The 14,592-nt window shown below is 67.5% G+C and carries 15 protein-coding genes; 8 read left to right on the forward strand and 7 right to left on the reverse strand.

What is annotated here, in order from left to right; genetic code table 11:
- Positions 1 to 31: 31 nt before the first annotated feature.
- The 4 genes from ACVPT3_RS02855 (at position 32) to ACVPT3_RS02870 (ending at position 3,110) form a co-directional block, all read left to right on the forward strand.
- Positions 32 to 157 carry a hypothetical protein gene (locus ACVPT3_RS02855; RefSeq protein WP_492042706.1) on the forward strand — a complete coding sequence of 42 codons (126 nt, stop codon included), beginning with the start codon at positions 32 to 34 and terminating at the stop codon, positions 155 to 157.
- 111 nt (positions 158 to 268) lie between these two features.
- Positions 269 to 1,249, forward strand: a complete 981-nt coding sequence (gene cysK, locus ACVPT3_RS02860) for a cysteine synthase A (protein ID WP_492042707.1) — start codon at positions 269 to 271, stop codon at positions 1,247 to 1,249.
- Positions 1,250 to 1,314: 65 nt separating this feature from the next.
- Positions 1,315 to 2,532, forward strand: coding sequence for a DUF2336 domain-containing protein (locus ACVPT3_RS02865; protein WP_492042708.1), 1,218 nt, complete (start codon positions 1,315 to 1,317; stop codon positions 2,530 to 2,532).
- A gap of 149 nt (positions 2,533 to 2,681) precedes the next feature.
- Positions 2,682 to 3,110 (forward strand): Ros/MucR family transcriptional regulator, encoded by a 429-nt coding sequence (locus ACVPT3_RS02870; RefSeq protein ID WP_492042709.1) that lies wholly within the window; start codon positions 2,682 to 2,684, stop codon positions 3,108 to 3,110.
- Positions 3,111 to 3,167: 57 nt separating this feature from the next.
- On the opposite strand, the gene ACVPT3_RS02875 is transcribed toward ACVPT3_RS02870, so the two are convergent.
- From ACVPT3_RS02875 to ACVPT3_RS02900, 6 genes are all read right to left on the reverse strand, one after another.
- Positions 3,168 to 4,283 carry a DUF2336 domain-containing protein gene (locus tag ACVPT3_RS02875; protein ID WP_492042710.1) on the reverse strand — a complete coding sequence of 372 codons (1,116 nt, stop codon included), beginning with the start codon at positions 4,281 to 4,283 and terminating at the stop codon, positions 3,168 to 3,170.
- Entirely contained in the window at positions 4,280 to 5,113 is an 834-nt protein-coding gene (locus ACVPT3_RS02880; RefSeq protein ID WP_492042711.1) for a hypothetical protein, read from the reverse strand. The genes ACVPT3_RS02875 and ACVPT3_RS02880 overlap by 4 nt, the downstream gene beginning before the upstream one ends.
- Positions 5,114 to 5,212: 99 nt before the next feature.
- Entirely contained in the window at positions 5,213 to 6,256 is a 1,044-nt protein-coding gene (locus ACVPT3_RS02885; protein WP_492042712.1) for an ABC transporter substrate-binding protein, read from the reverse strand.
- A gap of 44 nt (positions 6,257 to 6,300) precedes the next feature.
- Positions 6,301 to 7,491 carry a TonB family protein gene (locus ACVPT3_RS02890; protein ID WP_492042713.1) on the reverse strand — a complete coding sequence of 397 codons (1,191 nt, stop codon included), beginning with the start codon at positions 7,489 to 7,491 and terminating at the stop codon, positions 6,301 to 6,303.
- A 619-nt stretch (positions 7,492 to 8,110) separates the two neighbouring features.
- The gene (locus tag ACVPT3_RS02895) at positions 8,111 to 9,094 is read right to left on the reverse strand and encodes a sensor histidine kinase (RefSeq protein WP_492042714.1); all 984 of its coding nucleotides are present in this window, start codon (positions 9,092 to 9,094) and stop codon (positions 8,111 to 8,113) included.
- 93 nt (positions 9,095 to 9,187) lie between these two features.
- Entirely contained in the window at positions 9,188 to 10,162 is a 975-nt protein-coding gene (locus ACVPT3_RS02900; protein WP_492042715.1) for an alpha/beta hydrolase, read from the reverse strand.
- Here ACVPT3_RS02900 and ACVPT3_RS02905 point away from each other — a divergent pair.
- Together ACVPT3_RS02905 and ACVPT3_RS02910 are read left to right on the forward strand one after the other, a co-directional pair.
- Complete coding sequence (locus ACVPT3_RS02905; protein WP_492042716.1) at positions 10,161 to 10,433, forward strand: hypothetical protein; 273 nt, start codon at positions 10,161 to 10,163, stop codon at positions 10,431 to 10,433. The two genes, ACVPT3_RS02900 and ACVPT3_RS02905, sit on opposite strands and share 2 nt — an antisense overlap.
- A 194-nt stretch (positions 10,434 to 10,627) precedes the next feature.
- Positions 10,628 to 11,683: a hypothetical protein gene (locus tag ACVPT3_RS02910; protein WP_492042717.1), complete on the forward strand. Its 1,056-nt coding sequence runs from the start codon at positions 10,628 to 10,630 to the stop codon at positions 11,681 to 11,683.
- Here ACVPT3_RS02910 and ACVPT3_RS02915 read toward each other — a convergent pair whose 3' ends face one another.
- Positions 11,684 to 13,510, reverse strand: coding sequence for an ABC-F family ATP-binding cassette domain-containing protein (locus tag ACVPT3_RS02915; protein WP_492042718.1), 1,827 nt, complete (start codon positions 13,508 to 13,510; stop codon positions 11,684 to 11,686).
- 83 nt (positions 13,511 to 13,593) lie between these two features.
- Here ACVPT3_RS02915 and ACVPT3_RS02920 point away from each other — a divergent pair, with 83 nt between their 5' ends.
- Together ACVPT3_RS02920 and ACVPT3_RS02925 are read left to right on the forward strand one after the other, a co-directional pair.
- Positions 13,594 to 14,172 carry a TetR/AcrR family transcriptional regulator gene (locus ACVPT3_RS02920; RefSeq protein ID WP_492042719.1) on the forward strand — a complete coding sequence of 193 codons (579 nt, stop codon included), beginning with the start codon at positions 13,594 to 13,596 and terminating at the stop codon, positions 14,170 to 14,172.
- Positions 14,169 to 14,507: a DMT family transporter gene (locus tag ACVPT3_RS02925; RefSeq protein WP_492042720.1), complete on the forward strand. Its 339-nt coding sequence runs from the start codon at positions 14,169 to 14,171 to the stop codon at positions 14,505 to 14,507. Before ACVPT3_RS02920 ends, ACVPT3_RS02925 begins: the two co-directional genes overlap by 4 nt.
- The last annotated feature ends 85 nt before the right edge of the window (positions 14,508 to 14,592 follow it).

Below are 14,592 nucleotides of genomic sequence, written 5' to 3' on the forward strand. Positions count from 1 at the left end.
CGCGTGCCGATCTCGCCGTTAGGCTGGACGAATGGCAAGGAAGTCCGACCGTCTGCTTATGATCGTGCTCGGGCTCGGTGCGATCGCCGCAGCGGTGTCTTTCGTCAGCATCTTCGTCTTGTTCGCCATCGCGATGTTCGGGGTCTTCTTCGGCTAGGCGCCGGATCTGAAGGCGGGGGACAGAAATGATCGCCGTCACCCCCTTGCGGATCGACTTCGCCGCCTATCTGTTACGCACCCTGAACGAGCCGACCTTACCGGAGCCCCCATGTCCGACTTCAGCTACGACGCGTCCCGCCATCTGAAGAAGGGGCGGGGCAAGGTGTATGACTCGATCATCGACACCATCGGCGACACCCCCCTGGTGCGGTTGCCGCGTCTGTCGGCCGAATACGGGGCGAAAGCGACCGTGCTGGCCAAGCTGGAGTTCTTCAACCCGATCGCCTCGGTCAAGGACCGGATCGGTGTGGCCATGGTCGAGGCGCTGGAGGATGCGGGCAAGATCAACGCCGACACGGTGCTGATCGAACCGACCAGCGGCAACACCGGCATCGCCCTGGCCTTCGTCGCCGCCGCCAAGGGGCTGAAGCTGATCCTGTGTATGCCGGAGAGCATGTCAATCGAGCGGCGCAAGATGCTGGCCCTGCTGGGCGCGCAGCTGGAGCTGACGCCGGCCGAGAAGGGGATGAAGGGCGCCATCGCTCGCGCCGAGGAACTGCTGGCCTCGACGCCGAACGCCGTCAGCCCGTCGCAGTTCGAGAACCTGGCCAATCCGGCCATTCACCGCGCGACCACGGCCGAGGAAATCTGGAACGACACCGACGGCGCCGTGGACATGATCGTGGCCGGCGTCGGCACGGGCGGCACCATCTCGGGCGTCGGCCAGGCGCTGAAGGCCCGCAAGTCTTCGATCCAGATGATCGCGGTGGAGCCAGAGGCCTCGCCGGTCCTGTCGGGCGGCGCGCCCGGTCCGCACAAGATCCAGGGCATAGGCGCCGGCTTCACCCCGGCCATCTACGATCCCTCGGTCGTGGACGGGATCGAGCAGGTGTCGAACGACGACAGTTTCGACACGGCCCGCAAGGCGGCCAGGGTCGAAGGCATCCCCGTCGGCATCAGTTCCGGCGCGGCCCTGACCGCCGCCTTCCGACTGGCGAGCCGTGACGAGAACGCCGGCAAAACGATTGTGGTGATCATTCCGTCCTTCGCCGAACGCTATCTGTCCACCGCCCTGTTCGAAGGTTTGTGAGCGGCTTCGTGACGCGAAGCCGCTCCGATACGCGGAGTTAACCCTGCGCCGTCTAGGCTGAAGCCATGACCCAGGCGTCTGCCCTGAATGACGAAGAGGCGGCGCGCCCGGCGTTGAAGGCGCGCCATGCCTTGTTGAAGCGTCTCGCCGACGTCGTCTCCCTGCCGGGAAGCCGGGTCAACGCCTTCGAGCGAGCGGTCACTGGCGATTTGCTGGTCGAGATGCTGCGCAAGGCCTCGCACGAGGAACGGCGGCGGGTCGCGGCCCGCCTGGCGCCCCTGGCCGAACTGCCGGACAGCGTGGCGCGACTGCTGTTGCGCGACGATCCCGAGATCGCCCGCCTGCTGATCGAACAATGCGCGGCCCTGACCGATGCGGATCTGGCGGGGTGCGCGCGCGACGCCGGGCCGGAGCACCGACTGATCATGGCCGGGCGAAGGGGGCTTTCCGAAATCGTCACCGAGACCCTGTTCGGGTTCGCCGAGGTCGAGGTGATCGAGGCGGTGCTGCGCAACGGCGCGGCCCGCCTGTCCCAGGTCGGGATCGAGATGGTGGTGGGACTGAGCCGCACGCATCCGAAACTGTGCGGGCCGCTGCTGAAACGGCCAGAGCTGAGGCCGTCGGGCGCCTATGTGATGTTCTGGTGGTGTGGGCCGGATGATCGCCGCACCATTCTTCAACGGTTCGCCGTGTCGCGCGAGGTCATGCAGGAGGTGTCCGAGGACGTCTTCGCCCTTGCGGCGGCGGAGAACTGGTCGGATCCCGTGGCGCGAAAGGCCCTGCAGTTCATCGAGCGCCGCCAACGCAACCGCGCCGCCATCGAGAAGAGCCCCTACGACGGACTGGAGCATGCGCTGACCGTAGCTGCGCGCGACGGCCTGTCGCGCGAGATCGCCTCGGAGATTGCCTTCCTGGCGGGGGTAAAGCCCCTGACCGGAGCCAAGATCCTGGGCGACACGGGCGGCGAGCCCGTGGCCATCCTGTGCAAGGCGACGGGGCTGTCGCGCGTGGATCTATTGAATTTGTGGCGTTCGATGCGTCGCCCGGAGGTGACGACCGCAGGCGAGGTGCATCCGGATCTCGACCGTGTGCAGATCACCTATGAAATGCTGGCGGTGGATCGCGCCCAGACGGTATTGCGTTATTGGAACTGGTCTCTCTCTTCAGCGCTGACGCCCAGTCTTCTGCGAGCGATCCGGGAGGGCGAGGATGACGCGATCGACGAATATTCGGCGCCTGAGCGCGCGGCCATGATGGCCTTGGCTGAAGACTTTGGGCGCTAGATCAGCACTACCTTAAGTGTTGCAATGTTCACGTGGATTGCGACGTTTCATCTGGATTGCGTTTAAGCGCAAATAATCTTAAGAGCCGATGGAGTGAATTCGACTGGCGTTTCAGTCGAATCGGATAGATCACGAAAGAGACGCTGCGCATGGAAGAGAAACCCGAACTGCTCGAAATGACGGCCGACATTGTGTCGGCCTATGTGGGCAACAACACCGTGACGGCCGAGGCTCTGCCGGCGTTGATCGCCAACATCCACGCAGCGCTCTCTGGGGTTTCGAACGGTCCTGTCGAGGTCGAGCCGGAACCCAAGGAACCGGCTGTGCCTATCCGCAAGTCCATCAGCCCCGATTTCTTGATCTGCCTGGAAGATGGTCGCAAGTTCAAGTCGTTGAAGCGTCACCTGCGCACCAAGTACGACATGAGCCCCGAAGAATACCGCGCCAAATGGGGCCTGCCGAAGGACTATCCGATGGTCGCCCCGAACTACGCGAAGGCGCGTTCTGAACTGGCCAAGCAGATGGGTCTTGGGCAGGGCGGCCGGAAGCCGGCCCGCGCGGCCCGCGCCAAGAAGTAGGATCGGTCTTTACCGGTTGAAAACGCCCGCCTCCGCAGGGAGGCGGGCGTTCTTGTCTCAGGCCGCCTGGGCGCCGCGGCGCATCCGCCAGAAGCGCAGCGTGCGCAGGGCGACGTCCCGGGTCAGCTCGCCGTACATGCGGCCGTAGGCGGCCGCCTTGCCCATCGGATTGGAATCGGCCCCCAGTAAGGACACCGCATAGGTCAGGAAGATGGCCCGGTCGATATCGGCTGCCTTGCAGATGATGGACAGGGCGTCTAGATCACGGCGATCGACAATACTGCGCGCCGTCTGGAAATCGACGTCCGACAGTCGCGACAGGGCGACCAGGAAGGGGGTGCGCCCCTTGGAACGCAGGAAGCGGACCAGCATTTGCGGCGTCAGCTGGCCGGCGGCGTGGAGTTCGTCGACATAGGCCTGGCTCTCGGCGAAGTCGGACGGCAGGGCGCCGTCGTCGGTTGCGACCCGGGTGCGGCCGGCGGCCAGCGCCGCCTCCAGCAGCTCAGGATCCATCTGGGCGTTCTGTTCGAGAATCTGCTGACGCAGCCGGACCTCGACGACGAAATACATCTCGTTCAGCAGGTCGGCAGGCAGGCCCTTGCGTTCGACTGTAGCGACATGGAGGCCGGGATTGACCTTGGCGCGCTCGACCGCAGTCTCGGACGCGGTGCGCGACAACTGGGCGCCGTCGTTGCGCAGCAGGACGCCCAGGGTGTCGTCATCGCCCCGTTCGACGATGATCTCCGACACGGCCTCGGATACGGCGACGCGGCCGGAGACGGCCCGCATATGTTCCTGGCCCTGGCGGCTGACCACGCCGATCAGGTCGGCGTCGGTCAAGACAGTGGAGGTGCGCAGCACCGGTCCGGCGACGTCGATCTGATCCTCGGCGAGACGCCGGATCAGATTGCCGGGCGCGTTGGGCGCATCGGCGAGCCGCGCCGCCAGTTCGGTGCGGACGGCCGTCTCCATCTCGTCCGACAGGGTTTCGAGCACAGAGCCGTAAAGCTCGGTCTCGGCCGCGCTGTGTTCGGGGGCGCCGAGGAAATGATCCGTCAATTCACGCAGCAGCAGGCGGCGCTTTTCGCTGGAAGCCTCGCCAGCCAGGGCGATCAGCTCGGGCAGGCGCGACGACTGGATGGCCTTTTCTTCGTCGGAGGGAGTGGTGGTCATGGCAGATCTTCGCCCTCGGTCTGGGGCATGGCGCGGACTGTGCCGTCGCTGTTGCGCAGGAGGGCGGGCGGGCCGTCGGGCCGGGCCAGGTCGGTTGAGGACGGGGTCGCGGTCATTTCGACCGGCAACCCGTCGAGATAGATCGGCTGGACCGCCTGGATCGGATCGGGCTGTCGGCCGGCCTGGCGATGAACCGAATAGAAACGGGCGCCCAGGACGGGGGGCGGCGTCGTCGCCAGGGCGGTCTGGACCGTCCGGGGCTGGGCGGCGACCGGCGCGTCCGGGTTTGCCGAAGCCGGGGCGGGGGCGGGGGCTTCGTCCGACAGCGGCGGCTCGGCTGCGGTCTGTTGGCGCAGACGGAAGATGGGGGCGTCGCGACGCGGCGCCATCGGGTCGAAGCCGGCCTCGACCTTTGGGCTGTCGGAGGGCTCGACCGCCGGGGGGGCGGCGACGAGCGCGGGGGTGGGCGCGGGCTCTGGCTCCGCTGCTGCGACATGCGCCGCAGGTGAGACCAGCGGGGCGGGTGCGGGCGAGATCCAGGCGCTGGCCGGCGTCAGGCCCCGGCGCGGAGTGGTCGACCGGACCGCCGGCGCGTCCAGACGCGCCAGGGCGCCAAGGTCAGGACCAGGGCTAGGGACTGTGGCCGTGGCGGCGACGCGGCGCGGCGCGGGCGGGACCATCGTCGGGCGCTGCACGGGCGGCTTGCCGGCCCAGGAGAGGTAGCGCAGACCGTCCGCAGTCGTGGCGGACCGCGCCTGCTGAGCCATGGCGGCGCCACCGGCCGCGCAGGCGGCGATCAGGGCGGTCGACAGGATCAGGGGGTGTCGCAATGGGCGGGTCTCACGCGGTGTGAAAAGCAATCCCAAGCCTAGTCGGAGATCGCTTAACTCGCCGCTAACGGCCTGACGGAAAACCGCGTACGGTCGGCGTCAGCCCCGGCCCGGCAGATAATCGTCTGTAAAGGCCTCGCGCCAGTTCAGACCGGGATCGAAGACGCCCGCCTGGCTGGCGACCTCGAAGAAGGCCCGCCAGCGCTCGGCGGTCATGGCCCCAAGGCCATAGAGGGCGGCGTCTCCTCCGTCGACGACGCCGTTTTCCCGCAGCTTCTCACGGGCCTGATCCAGAACGGCCTGGGTCATTTCCGGATTGTCCTTGCGGATCAGGGCGTCGCCCGGCGCCGGATCGCCCCGCAGATAGTCGCGCCAGCCCTCCGCTGAGGCGGCGATGAAGCTGCGCAGGGCCGTGGCGTTGTCCCGCGCGAAGGCGTTGGGCGCCAGGACCATGGCCGCGTAGGAGGGATAGCCCTCGTCGGCCAGCAGGAAGACCCTTGGTTCGAACCCGCCCGCCTGTTCGACGGCGTAGGGGTCGCTGGCCAGATCGCCCTGCATCACCGCGCGCGGCTCCGCCAGGAAGGGCGCCAGATCGGGGCCGTAGGGGCGCGCCTGATCGTCTGTGAAGCCGTATTCTGCCTTCAGCCAGACCCAGACGCTATTCATCGCGGCGTCCGCCAGCAGGAAGGGATGGCCCTCCAGATCCGCGATGGTGTCCAGCGCCGGATCAGGGTGGGCGATCAGGACCTGGGGGTCCTTCTGGAAGAAGGCGGCGACGGCTTTCACCGGGGCGCCGGCCGCGACAAGGTTCATCGGGATGAAGCTGTTGGAGCCCATGCCCAGTTCGACGGCGCCCGAGGCCAGCAGCTGCGGCACGTTCACGTCCGGTTCGCCCTGAACGATCTGGACGTTCAGGCCCCGTTTCTCATAGGCGCCGGTCGCCAGGGCCTGGTAGAATCCGCCTTGTTCGGCCTGGGCGCGCCCGTCGGTGGCGAAGCGCAGCCGCACCCGGCCCTGTTCGTCCACGGGCGCCTCGGACCGCGTGCAGGTCTGCAGGCCGAACGCCGCCGCCCCGACCACGGCCGCGCCGCCCGCGAGCAGGGCGCGGCGTCGGGTCAGCAGGCGATTCCCACGCTGGATCATGGGCCTGCTTTACGAGCCGATGGGGGCCTTGGGAAGGCGGAGCTTCAGTCCGGGGCGCCCTCGGCCTCCTCGGCGGGGGCGGGCGTGTCCCCTATCCGGTAGCGCACCGGGACTACGCAGCGCACCCCGGCAGTGAAGCCCGGATCGGCGCGGCCCGACAGGACCGTCCGACCGGCCGACTCCGCGAAGGCGGACGCCGGCTGAGCCTCGATCACCGAGAGGTTGCCGACCTGGCCCCAGGTGGCGAAGTCGAACCGCACCAGAGCCCAGCCCTCGATCACGCGGTCGCGGAACGCGCGGGGATAGGTCTCGGCGGCGCCCCGGGCGTGGAAGCGCGAATCGACCTCGGGCGGGCATTGTTGCAGCGGGTCTTCGCGCTGGCTTTCGGGGGGCATGGGCGGCGCCGGCAGGGTCTCGCCGATGCGATAGAAGTTGTAGACGCAGCCCGTCCGGGCCGGGCCGGGCTGCATCCGGCTCTCGGCGGTCGCGCGGCGCGCCTCGGCGTCCAGGTCCGTGTCGCCAGAGGAGCCAAGGGTCTCGATGTCGGTCGTGCGGCCCTCGGCGTCGATGTTCCAGCGGACCACTGTCCAACTGCGGCCGCCAGGCGGCGGGCGACGCCCCTGCTTGAAGTCCGGATAGGCCATGACGGCGGGTCGGCGGCCGCCGAAACGCTCGCCACAGTCGGCGACGGGTCCGCCCAGACGTTTCACCACGGCGTCTCGCACCGCGCCACGATCGCGGTTGACGGCGAAATAGTTCAGCAGGTCAGGCGTTTCGGCTTCCGCCAGGGACGTATTGCGCCAGCGAACGGTCAGGCGGCAGTCCTTTCGGGCCTGGGCGGGAAAGCTCCAGGCGGCGAGACCGGCCTGGAGGATGTCGAGGGCGGCAGGTGCGGAGCCGGCGGGGCGGATATCCATCGTTCGACCATCGGCCGCGATCGAGAAGGTGAGGACGGTGTCGCCGTCCAGCGGCCCCCATCCCTGAACCTGCGCCGGCAGGATTTCGCTGTAGACGGGGGTGACCGCGCCGTCTTCACAGGTCGTTTCGGGGTCGGGCAGGCGCAGGACGCTGTCTTCGACCGGCAGAGGCTGACGCCCGGGCCTCACGCTGACGGGCGACGAGGTCGGAACAATCACAGGCAGCCCGACCGCTTCCGGCCGTTGGTCCGCCTGGGCCGAGTCGGCTGGGATCACTGCGCCGGCCAGGACGCAGAGGGCGATCTGTACTGCACGCATGACTAGCTCCTACTGCACGGTGCAGATGGAGCAGCGTCTGTCTAGCGCAATACTGTGATTTTTCGCGCGAATTGAGCGAGGGTCCAATTGAGCGAGGGGACGAAGCGTCCGGGCGAACCCTTGTTCTTCGTCCCCTCGCCAAGTCCGGGTTGGACTTGGCCGGTTGGGTCAGGACCTCGGCCTGGGCGTCGTCACGGGCGAACCCGCGAGGAAGGTCGGCTGTATCCTGTCGCGCTCCGGGTCTCGGGCGTCCCGCGGCATTGCGTCCGCGTCGTCCGTCAATCCCGATCCGGTTCCCCTGCTGACGTCGATCCGGAGACCGTCGAAAGCCGGGGCCGTGGATCCCGCCCGTCGCCCGTTACGATCCGAAGACCGCCCGTTTGCGCCGGGTCGTAGAGCCGGGCCGGTTCGCTTGACGCCGGGGTCTCCCCCGATTTCCGCGCCGCCGTGTCCCTTGGCCTGTTGACGTTCTCGCGAAACCCGCTATGAGGCAAGCGCTCGAACTCGCCCCGATGTGCATGATTGGCCCGGCGGCGGTGGACAAGCCTGTGAACATCGGTGGACGGATTGAATTCGCTTTTGCGGATCAGCGTTTTGTCTTGTCCACAGAAACGCGATGTCAGGGCTCCGGCTGCCTGGGATAGCTGAGAACGCAGAGCGCGCCGGGGGCGGCGTGGCTGATGCTGAAGCGGCCGTGCAACTGTTCGGCGAGGCCCAGGACGATCCGCAGGCCCAGGCTGCGCCCCTTTGCGGGATCGAAGTTCGGGGGCGGTCCGGCGCCGTCGTCGCGCACCTCCAGCCGACGTTCGGAGCCGTCTTCGTACAGGCGGACGTCGATGCGGCCGGGCCGGTCGGGGAAGGCGTGCTCCAGGGCGTTGTTGACGCATTCGAGCAGGATCAGGACGACCGGCGTCGCCTCTTCCGCCGTCAGGGCGTGGCGGGCGTCTTCGACCATGACGATCACGTCCGAGCGGCCGGCGGCGTTCAAGGCGTCGCAGACCAGTCGACGCGCCAGGTCGTCGAAGGGCGCGGCCGCCCCGTCGGCGTCGAGCAGGCTGCGCTGGACATTGGCGATCATGGCGGTGCGGGCCGAGGCCTCGGACAGGGCGCGACGGGCGGCGGGATCCTTCGTCATTCCGGCCTCGAGGCGCAGCAGGCTGCTGACCACCTGGATATTGTTGGAGACGCGGTGCTGGACCTCTTTCAGCAGCAGGTCGCGGCTTTCGGCCAGGGCGGCATTGCGCGCCACCTCACGCCGCAGATTGTCGGTCGCGGAGTTCATGCCGATGATGAAGAAGATGTCGACGGCGACGACAAAGACATAGAAGGCGAGGGCCAAGCCGGTCTCCGTGCTCCAGTCGAAACCGGGAGCGCCGATCCAGAACCACCAGGCGCTCAGGCCAGAAAGGACGGCGGTCAGCGTCGCCGGCCACAGACCCGCGAAATAGGCGACCACCACCACGGCTGGGAAGAAGGTCAAGAAGGGAAAGCCAGGCGGGAAAGAGTCGGCCAGCGCCATCCGGACGCACAAGGCTGTCAGCCAGGCGCAGATCGCCAAGCCGTGGCCACGGACCGGGCTGCTGCGAAACCACGCTGGATTCAAGAACCGCCTCCTCTTCTCCCTGCGTATAGACTGCGCGGCGGTGAAGGTTTCGGAGGTAAGGGAAATCCGTCGTTGCGACAATCGTGAAATGGTTCAGCTTGTGAGCCGGCTGCTCAACCAGGCGCGAACGGCGCCCCGCGCGCCGCGAGCGGCGGGGCCGCCGAAGTGCAGGAAGCCGTGAGGCGTCTCGGGGACGCGGATCAGATCAGCCTCGGCGACCTCGCCCCAACGGGCGGCCATCAGCAGACTGTCCTCGAACAGGGGGTCGTATTCGCCGGCCAGGAACAGGGCGGGGGGCAGGCCGGTCAGGTCGGCGTAGAGGGGCGAGACGTCCGGCTGACGCAGGCCCGCCTCGTCGCGGTCGGGCGCCAGCCGGGCCAGGTCGGCCTGCATGGTGGGGCCGTTGAACAACAGGGTGTCCGGGCCGGCGGAACGGACACTTTCGGTCCCCGACAGGTCGAAGACGCCGTAGGTGAAGACGCAGCCGCGAACCAGGTCGATCAGCCCCTGGTCGCGCAGGGCCACGGCGGTCAGGGCGGCGAGATGCCCGCCGGCGGACTCTCCCGTCAGGAAGACGGTCGCGGCGCCCAGGCGGTCGATATTGGCCAAGGTCCAGTGGGCGGCGGCCAGGCAGTCGGCGATGGCGGCGTCGATATAGACTTGGCGCCGCTCGGACAGCAGGCGGTAGTCGACCGAGACGACGCAGAAGCCATGGCGGGCCAGGTGGGCGTTGAGCCGGTCGTTCAGGCCGGCGCTGCCCAGAACCCAACCGCCGCCGTGGATGTCCAGGATAACGGCGCGGGGCGGGCCCTCCGGGCGGAGGATGCGCAAGGGAACGGGATGGTCGCCGTCGGTCTGGATGATCTCGACCGTGACGCCCCGCTTGCGCAGACGCGGGACGGTGACGGCGCCGGCGGCGGCGTCGAGCCACAGCGATAACCGCTGACCCGCATCTATCCGCCAGCCGTCGGTGCGCAGACGTGGCGCACGAGCTAGGACGGCGTTGATTCGTCGCACCGCCGCCTGCTGGGCCGGGGGGAAGTCAACGACATGGGTGCGCAGGGTCATGGGTCTGGAGTGGGCGGCGCCGGCTTTGGTTTCAAGGGAGCAGGCGTTGGTCGATTCGCCAAACGCTGAAATCGCTCCTAAACTGGGCGATATGAAAAGGCTTACTCCCTTCGGCATCCTCCTGATCTTCGGGCTGATCGGCCTGTTGACCAAAAATTTCGGCCTGTGGTTCGCCTTCGGGATTGTCGCCTTCATCGTCGTGGGCGTCATGCAGAACCGTCGCCCTGGGCCAACGGGGGCCGTTAAGACGGACGAGCACACAGGCGATTAGGCGCCGGTCCAAGCCCGTTGCTTCGTCGGAGGCGGGCTCATTTGGCCAGTATGCAATGACTGCTGCGACCTGTGCGCCGGCCAGGAAGTTGGCGGCCAGCTTATCGTATAGTTCCGAGCGCCGGATATGACCGGAAGTTAAGTTGCGCACGCCGTCGCGGGAAGGGATGCTCTCGAAAAGGAAGGGACCATTCAATGCCGATCCTAGAGCTTGCCCCGACCTTGTCCCTGATCTTGTCTCTGGTCTCGGCGCCTGTGACCGAAGGCGGTGCGACGTCCAAGCTGCGGTGCGAAGCCCTGGGGAGGGCTGTCGTCTGTCGTGATACACCCAACGGAATCGTGGTCGGGCCCACTGAAGAGGCGGTGACCAAGGCCGCCGAAGAAGCGGCCTTGGCCGAGACGACGTGGTCCGGCGTGTTTGACGCCGAGCCGCCAGCCTATGCCGTGGTGCTGGACGGCGCCCATTCCGTGACGGACATGCGCGCCGTCGGCGCCTTGCGGGTCCTGCCGTGGATGAGCGCGTCGGGGCGTCGCCAGATGATGGAGCAGGCGGTGCGGGACGCTGTGGCGCAGCAGGCCCCTGCCGGTCAGGCCGAAGCCCTAAGCGCCGTCGCCGTGCAGCGTGCGTCACTGCAGATTGAGGCCAGCTTGGCGAAGACCACACAGCCCGGCGTGATGGCGCATGAGCTGGGCCACCTCTGGTATATCGAGACCTATTGGGCCGGGATTGCGCAAGGCCGTGACGCCTATGGAAGCCCCGCGCCGGACTGGCTGGATGAGGCGGCTGCCGTGCTGATGGAGAGCGGCGGGCTGACCGAGGCGCGGCGCACAGCCTTCCATAAGGTGTGGGACGAAAATCCGCGCGCCAACGCCGTGTCCTCCTTGATGGCGGAAATCCATCCTGCTTTCGCGGCCGGGGCGTCAGCGGGGGCTCTGACGGATGGAGCGACGACAGGGTCGGGGTCGCGCGTCCTGACGATGAGCGGCGAAGAGTTTCAGCGCCGCACGGGCGCCAACATCAATGCGGCATCCGATTTCTACGCGCGGGTGCGGGCCTTTGTGGACTTCGTCGAGGCAAAGACGGGTGATCATGCTGCACTGGCCCGGTTGACGATCCATCTTAGAGATGGGGGCGCCACGGACTACTGGTTCGCCCAGGATCCCGCCGGACGTCAGATGGGCGGTTCGCTGCGCGCCGCCGACGAGGCGTTCAGCACCTGGGCCGATGCGAGGACGGCCCCGACAACCTGATCACCCCGCCAGGGCGGCCTTTTTCTCTTCCAGCTCCAGCCATTCCAGTTCGGCGGCCTCAAGGTCGGCGCGGGCCTTGTCGGCGGCCTTCATGGCGGCGTCGAAAGCCTTGGGATCTCGGGTGTAGAGGTTGGGGTCGGCCAGGGTGGCGTCGTGTTTGGCGATGACGGCGGGAAGACTGTCGATCAGGGCCTCCAGCTCCTTCAGGCGGTGGGCGTCCTTGAAGGAGAGTTTGGCGGTCTTTTTGACGGCGGCCTGGGCGACGGCGGGCGCGGGGTTGTCGGCGGCGCGCTGGGCGGCGGCCTTGTCCTGGGGACGGGGATTGGCGCCCGGCTGGAGGAAGCCGGGGTTCTGGCGGATGAAGTCGGTCCAACCGCCGGGGGTCTCGACGATGTCGCCGCGCCCGTTCAGGGCCAGGGTCGAGGTGGACAGCCGGTCTATGAAGTCGCGGTCGTGGCTGACCAGGATCAGGGTGCCATCATAGCCCTCAAGCAGTTCTTCCAGCTTGTCCAGCGTGTCCATGTCGAGGTCGTTGGTCGGCTCGTCGAGGATCAGCAGGTTGGCGGGCTTGGCCAACGCCCTTGCCAGGAGAAGGCGGTTGCGCTCGCCGCCCGACAGGGTCGAGATCGGCTGGCGCAGCTGGGCCTCGGAGAAGAGGAAATCCTTAGCGTAGGCGGCGACGTGTTTGGACACGCCGCGCACCAGGATGGAGTCCCCGCCGCCGGGCGTCAGGGCGTCCCACAGGGTCATGTCCGACTTCAGCCCCTCGCGCGACTGGTCCAGATAGACGGCCTCCAGGTTGGAGCCCATGCGGACCGTTCCCTCGTCCGGGGCCAGTTCGCCCAGCAGGGTCTTGACCAGGGTGGTCTTGCCCGCGCCGTTGGGGCCCACGACACCCAGCCGGTCGCCGCGGATGATGCGGGTGGTCAGGTCCTTGAACAGGGTGCGGCCGGCGAAACCCTTGGACACGCCCTTGATCTCTGCGACGAGCTTGCCCGAGGTGCTGCCGGAATCGACGCCCAGATAGAGCTCGCGCGGGGCGTCCTTCATCTTCTCGGCGCGTTCGGCGCGGAGCGCATTCAGCGAGCGGGCGCGGCCCTCGTTGCGGCTGCGGCGGGCGGTGATGGAGGAGTAGAAGGTGGCGGTCTCGCGCTCGATGGTCTTGGTCAGGCGACGCAGGGATTCGGCCTCCTCCTCCATGACCTTGGTCGACCATTCGTCGAACTCGACAAAGCCCTTGTTCAGGGTGCGGACGCGCCGGTTTTCCAGCCAGTGGACGGTGTTGGTGACGCGGTTCAGGAAGGCGCGGTCGTGGCTGACGACCAGAAGGGCGAGCCGGGCCTGGAGCAGCTCGTTCTCCAGCAGTTCGATGGCCAGGATGTCGAGGTGGTTGGTCGGCTCGTCCAGCAGCAGCAGGTCGGGCTCTTCGGCGAAGGCCTTGGCCAGGGCGGCGCGGCGGGTCTCGCCGCCGGACAGGCCTTGCGTCGATTTCTCCGGGTCCAGACCGAAGGTGGCCAGCCAGGCCTCGGCGGTCCAGCTTTCCGCCTCGCCCGACGCGGCGTAGTCGAGCAGGGTTTCGCCGGTGATGACCGGCTCCTGCGGCACATAGGCGAAGCGGACGGCGGACTGGACCGAACGGTCGCCGCTGTCGGGCTCGATCAAGCCCATGACGACCTTCATCAGGGTGGACTTGCCGGCGCCGTTGCGGCCGACGAGGGCCGCGCGGCTACGCGGCTCGACCGCGAGGTCGACGCCGTCGAAGAGAGGGCGCTGGCCGTCCTGAAGACGGACGTCCTTGAGTGCGACGAGGGGGGGTCTGGCTGCCATTGGCGGCCATATAGAGGAGGGACGGTCGATCCGCCACGGCCTTTGGGATTTGACAGATACCGTCCAGCCGGTATGTAGCGGTCATGGACACCACGTCGCGCCGCCGCTCTCCCGACGACACCCGGGCCGAAATCATCGAAAAGGCGCTGGAAGTCGCCGCCGAGCTGGGGGCGTCGGGCTTTACGCTGGATGCGGTGGCGGCGCGGACGACCGTCAGCAAGGGGGCCTTGCTGCATCATTTCCCCAGCAAGATCGCCCTGTTGGAGGGGATGATCGACCATCTGGGCGAGATGCAGACCGACGGCATCCTGGCTGAGGCGGCGCGCGATCCCGAACCCTATGGCCGCAACGCCAGGGCCTATCTGCGGGCGGCGGTGCTCGATCCGGTGACGCCGCAGAACATCAGCATCGGACGGGTGGTCATGGCCGCCTGCGCTATCGAGCCGGCCCTTGCCCAGCGCTGGCGAACCTGGATCGACCGGGTGAGGATGGATGATCCCAGCGATCCGGTCGGAGCCGACGACGCCTTGATGTTGCGGTTGCTGGCCGACGGATTGTCGATCTCGGACATCTTCGGCCTCCATGACGTGTCCCCAGAACAGCGGCAGGCGCTGCTGTCGCTGCTGACGCCGGGCCATCCGATCACGGCGAACGAGGCGTGAGCCCCCTGACCTGGGCGGCCCTGCTGGGCGCCATCGGGCTGGAGGTGGTGGGCACGACCCTGCTGCAGCAGAGCCAGCAGTTCAGCAGGCCCTGGCCCACGGCGGGGATGGCGGTCTGCTACGGCCTGGCCTTCTATCTGTTGTCGGTCGCGCTGAAACAGATGCCGGTGGGGATCGCCTATGCCATCTGGAGCGGTCTTGGGGTGGTGGCGATCTCGGTGATCGGGGCGGTGGTCTTTCGTCAGAGGCTGGACCTGCCGGCTATCGCAGGACTGGCGATGATCGTTGGTGGAGTGATGATCATCAACGTATTCTCAAAGACCGTTGTTCACTAAAACACGGTTATATTACATTAAGTTTTGAGGCTTTAGGTGCTGCGGCATCTTCGGTTTCGCCCCTCCCTTCTCCCCGGCGCGCCAA

Source organism: Brevundimonas sp. FV1ps31S, from assembly GCF_058681265.1.

Excerpts from the sequence above, each read along its gene's own strand:
- ACVPT3_RS02910 (WP_492042717.1), top strand. The coding sequence starts at position 10,628 with ATGCCGATCCTAGAGCTTGCCCCGACCTTGTCCCTGATCTTGTCTCTG.
- ACVPT3_RS02865 (WP_492042708.1), top strand. The coding sequence starts at position 1,315 with ATGACCCAGGCGTCTGCCCTGAATGACGAAGAGGCGGCGCGCCCGGCG.
- ACVPT3_RS02890 (WP_492042713.1), bottom strand. The coding sequence starts at position 7,491 with ATGCGTGCAGTACAGATCGCCCTCTGCGTCCTGGCCGGCGCAGTGATC.
- ACVPT3_RS02885 (WP_492042712.1), bottom strand. The coding sequence starts at position 6,256 with ATGATCCAGCGTGGGAATCGCCTGCTGACCCGACGCCGCGCCCTGCTC.
- ACVPT3_RS02900 (WP_492042715.1), bottom strand. The coding sequence starts at position 10,162 with ATGACCCTGCGCACCCATGTCGTTGACTTCCCCCCGGCCCAGCAGGCG.
- ACVPT3_RS02855 (WP_492042706.1), top strand. The coding sequence starts at position 32 with ATGGCAAGGAAGTCCGACCGTCTGCTTATGATCGTGCTCGGGCTCGGT.
- ACVPT3_RS02875 (WP_492042710.1), bottom strand. The coding sequence starts at position 4,283 with ATGACCACCACTCCCTCCGACGAAGAAAAGGCCATCCAGTCGTCGCGC.
- ACVPT3_RS02905 (WP_492042716.1), top strand. The coding sequence starts at position 10,161 with ATGGGTCTGGAGTGGGCGGCGCCGGCTTTGGTTTCAAGGGAGCAGGCG.
- cysK (WP_492042707.1), top strand. The coding sequence starts at position 269 with ATGTCCGACTTCAGCTACGACGCGTCCCGCCATCTGAAGAAGGGGCGG.
- ACVPT3_RS02915 (WP_492042718.1), bottom strand. The coding sequence starts at position 13,510 with ATGGCAGCCAGACCCCCCCTCGTCGCACTCAAGGACGTCCGTCTTCAG.
- ACVPT3_RS02920 (WP_492042719.1), top strand. The coding sequence starts at position 13,594 with ATGGACACCACGTCGCGCCGCCGCTCTCCCGACGACACCCGGGCCGAA.
- ACVPT3_RS02870 (WP_492042709.1), top strand. The coding sequence starts at position 2,682 with ATGGAAGAGAAACCCGAACTGCTCGAAATGACGGCCGACATTGTGTCG.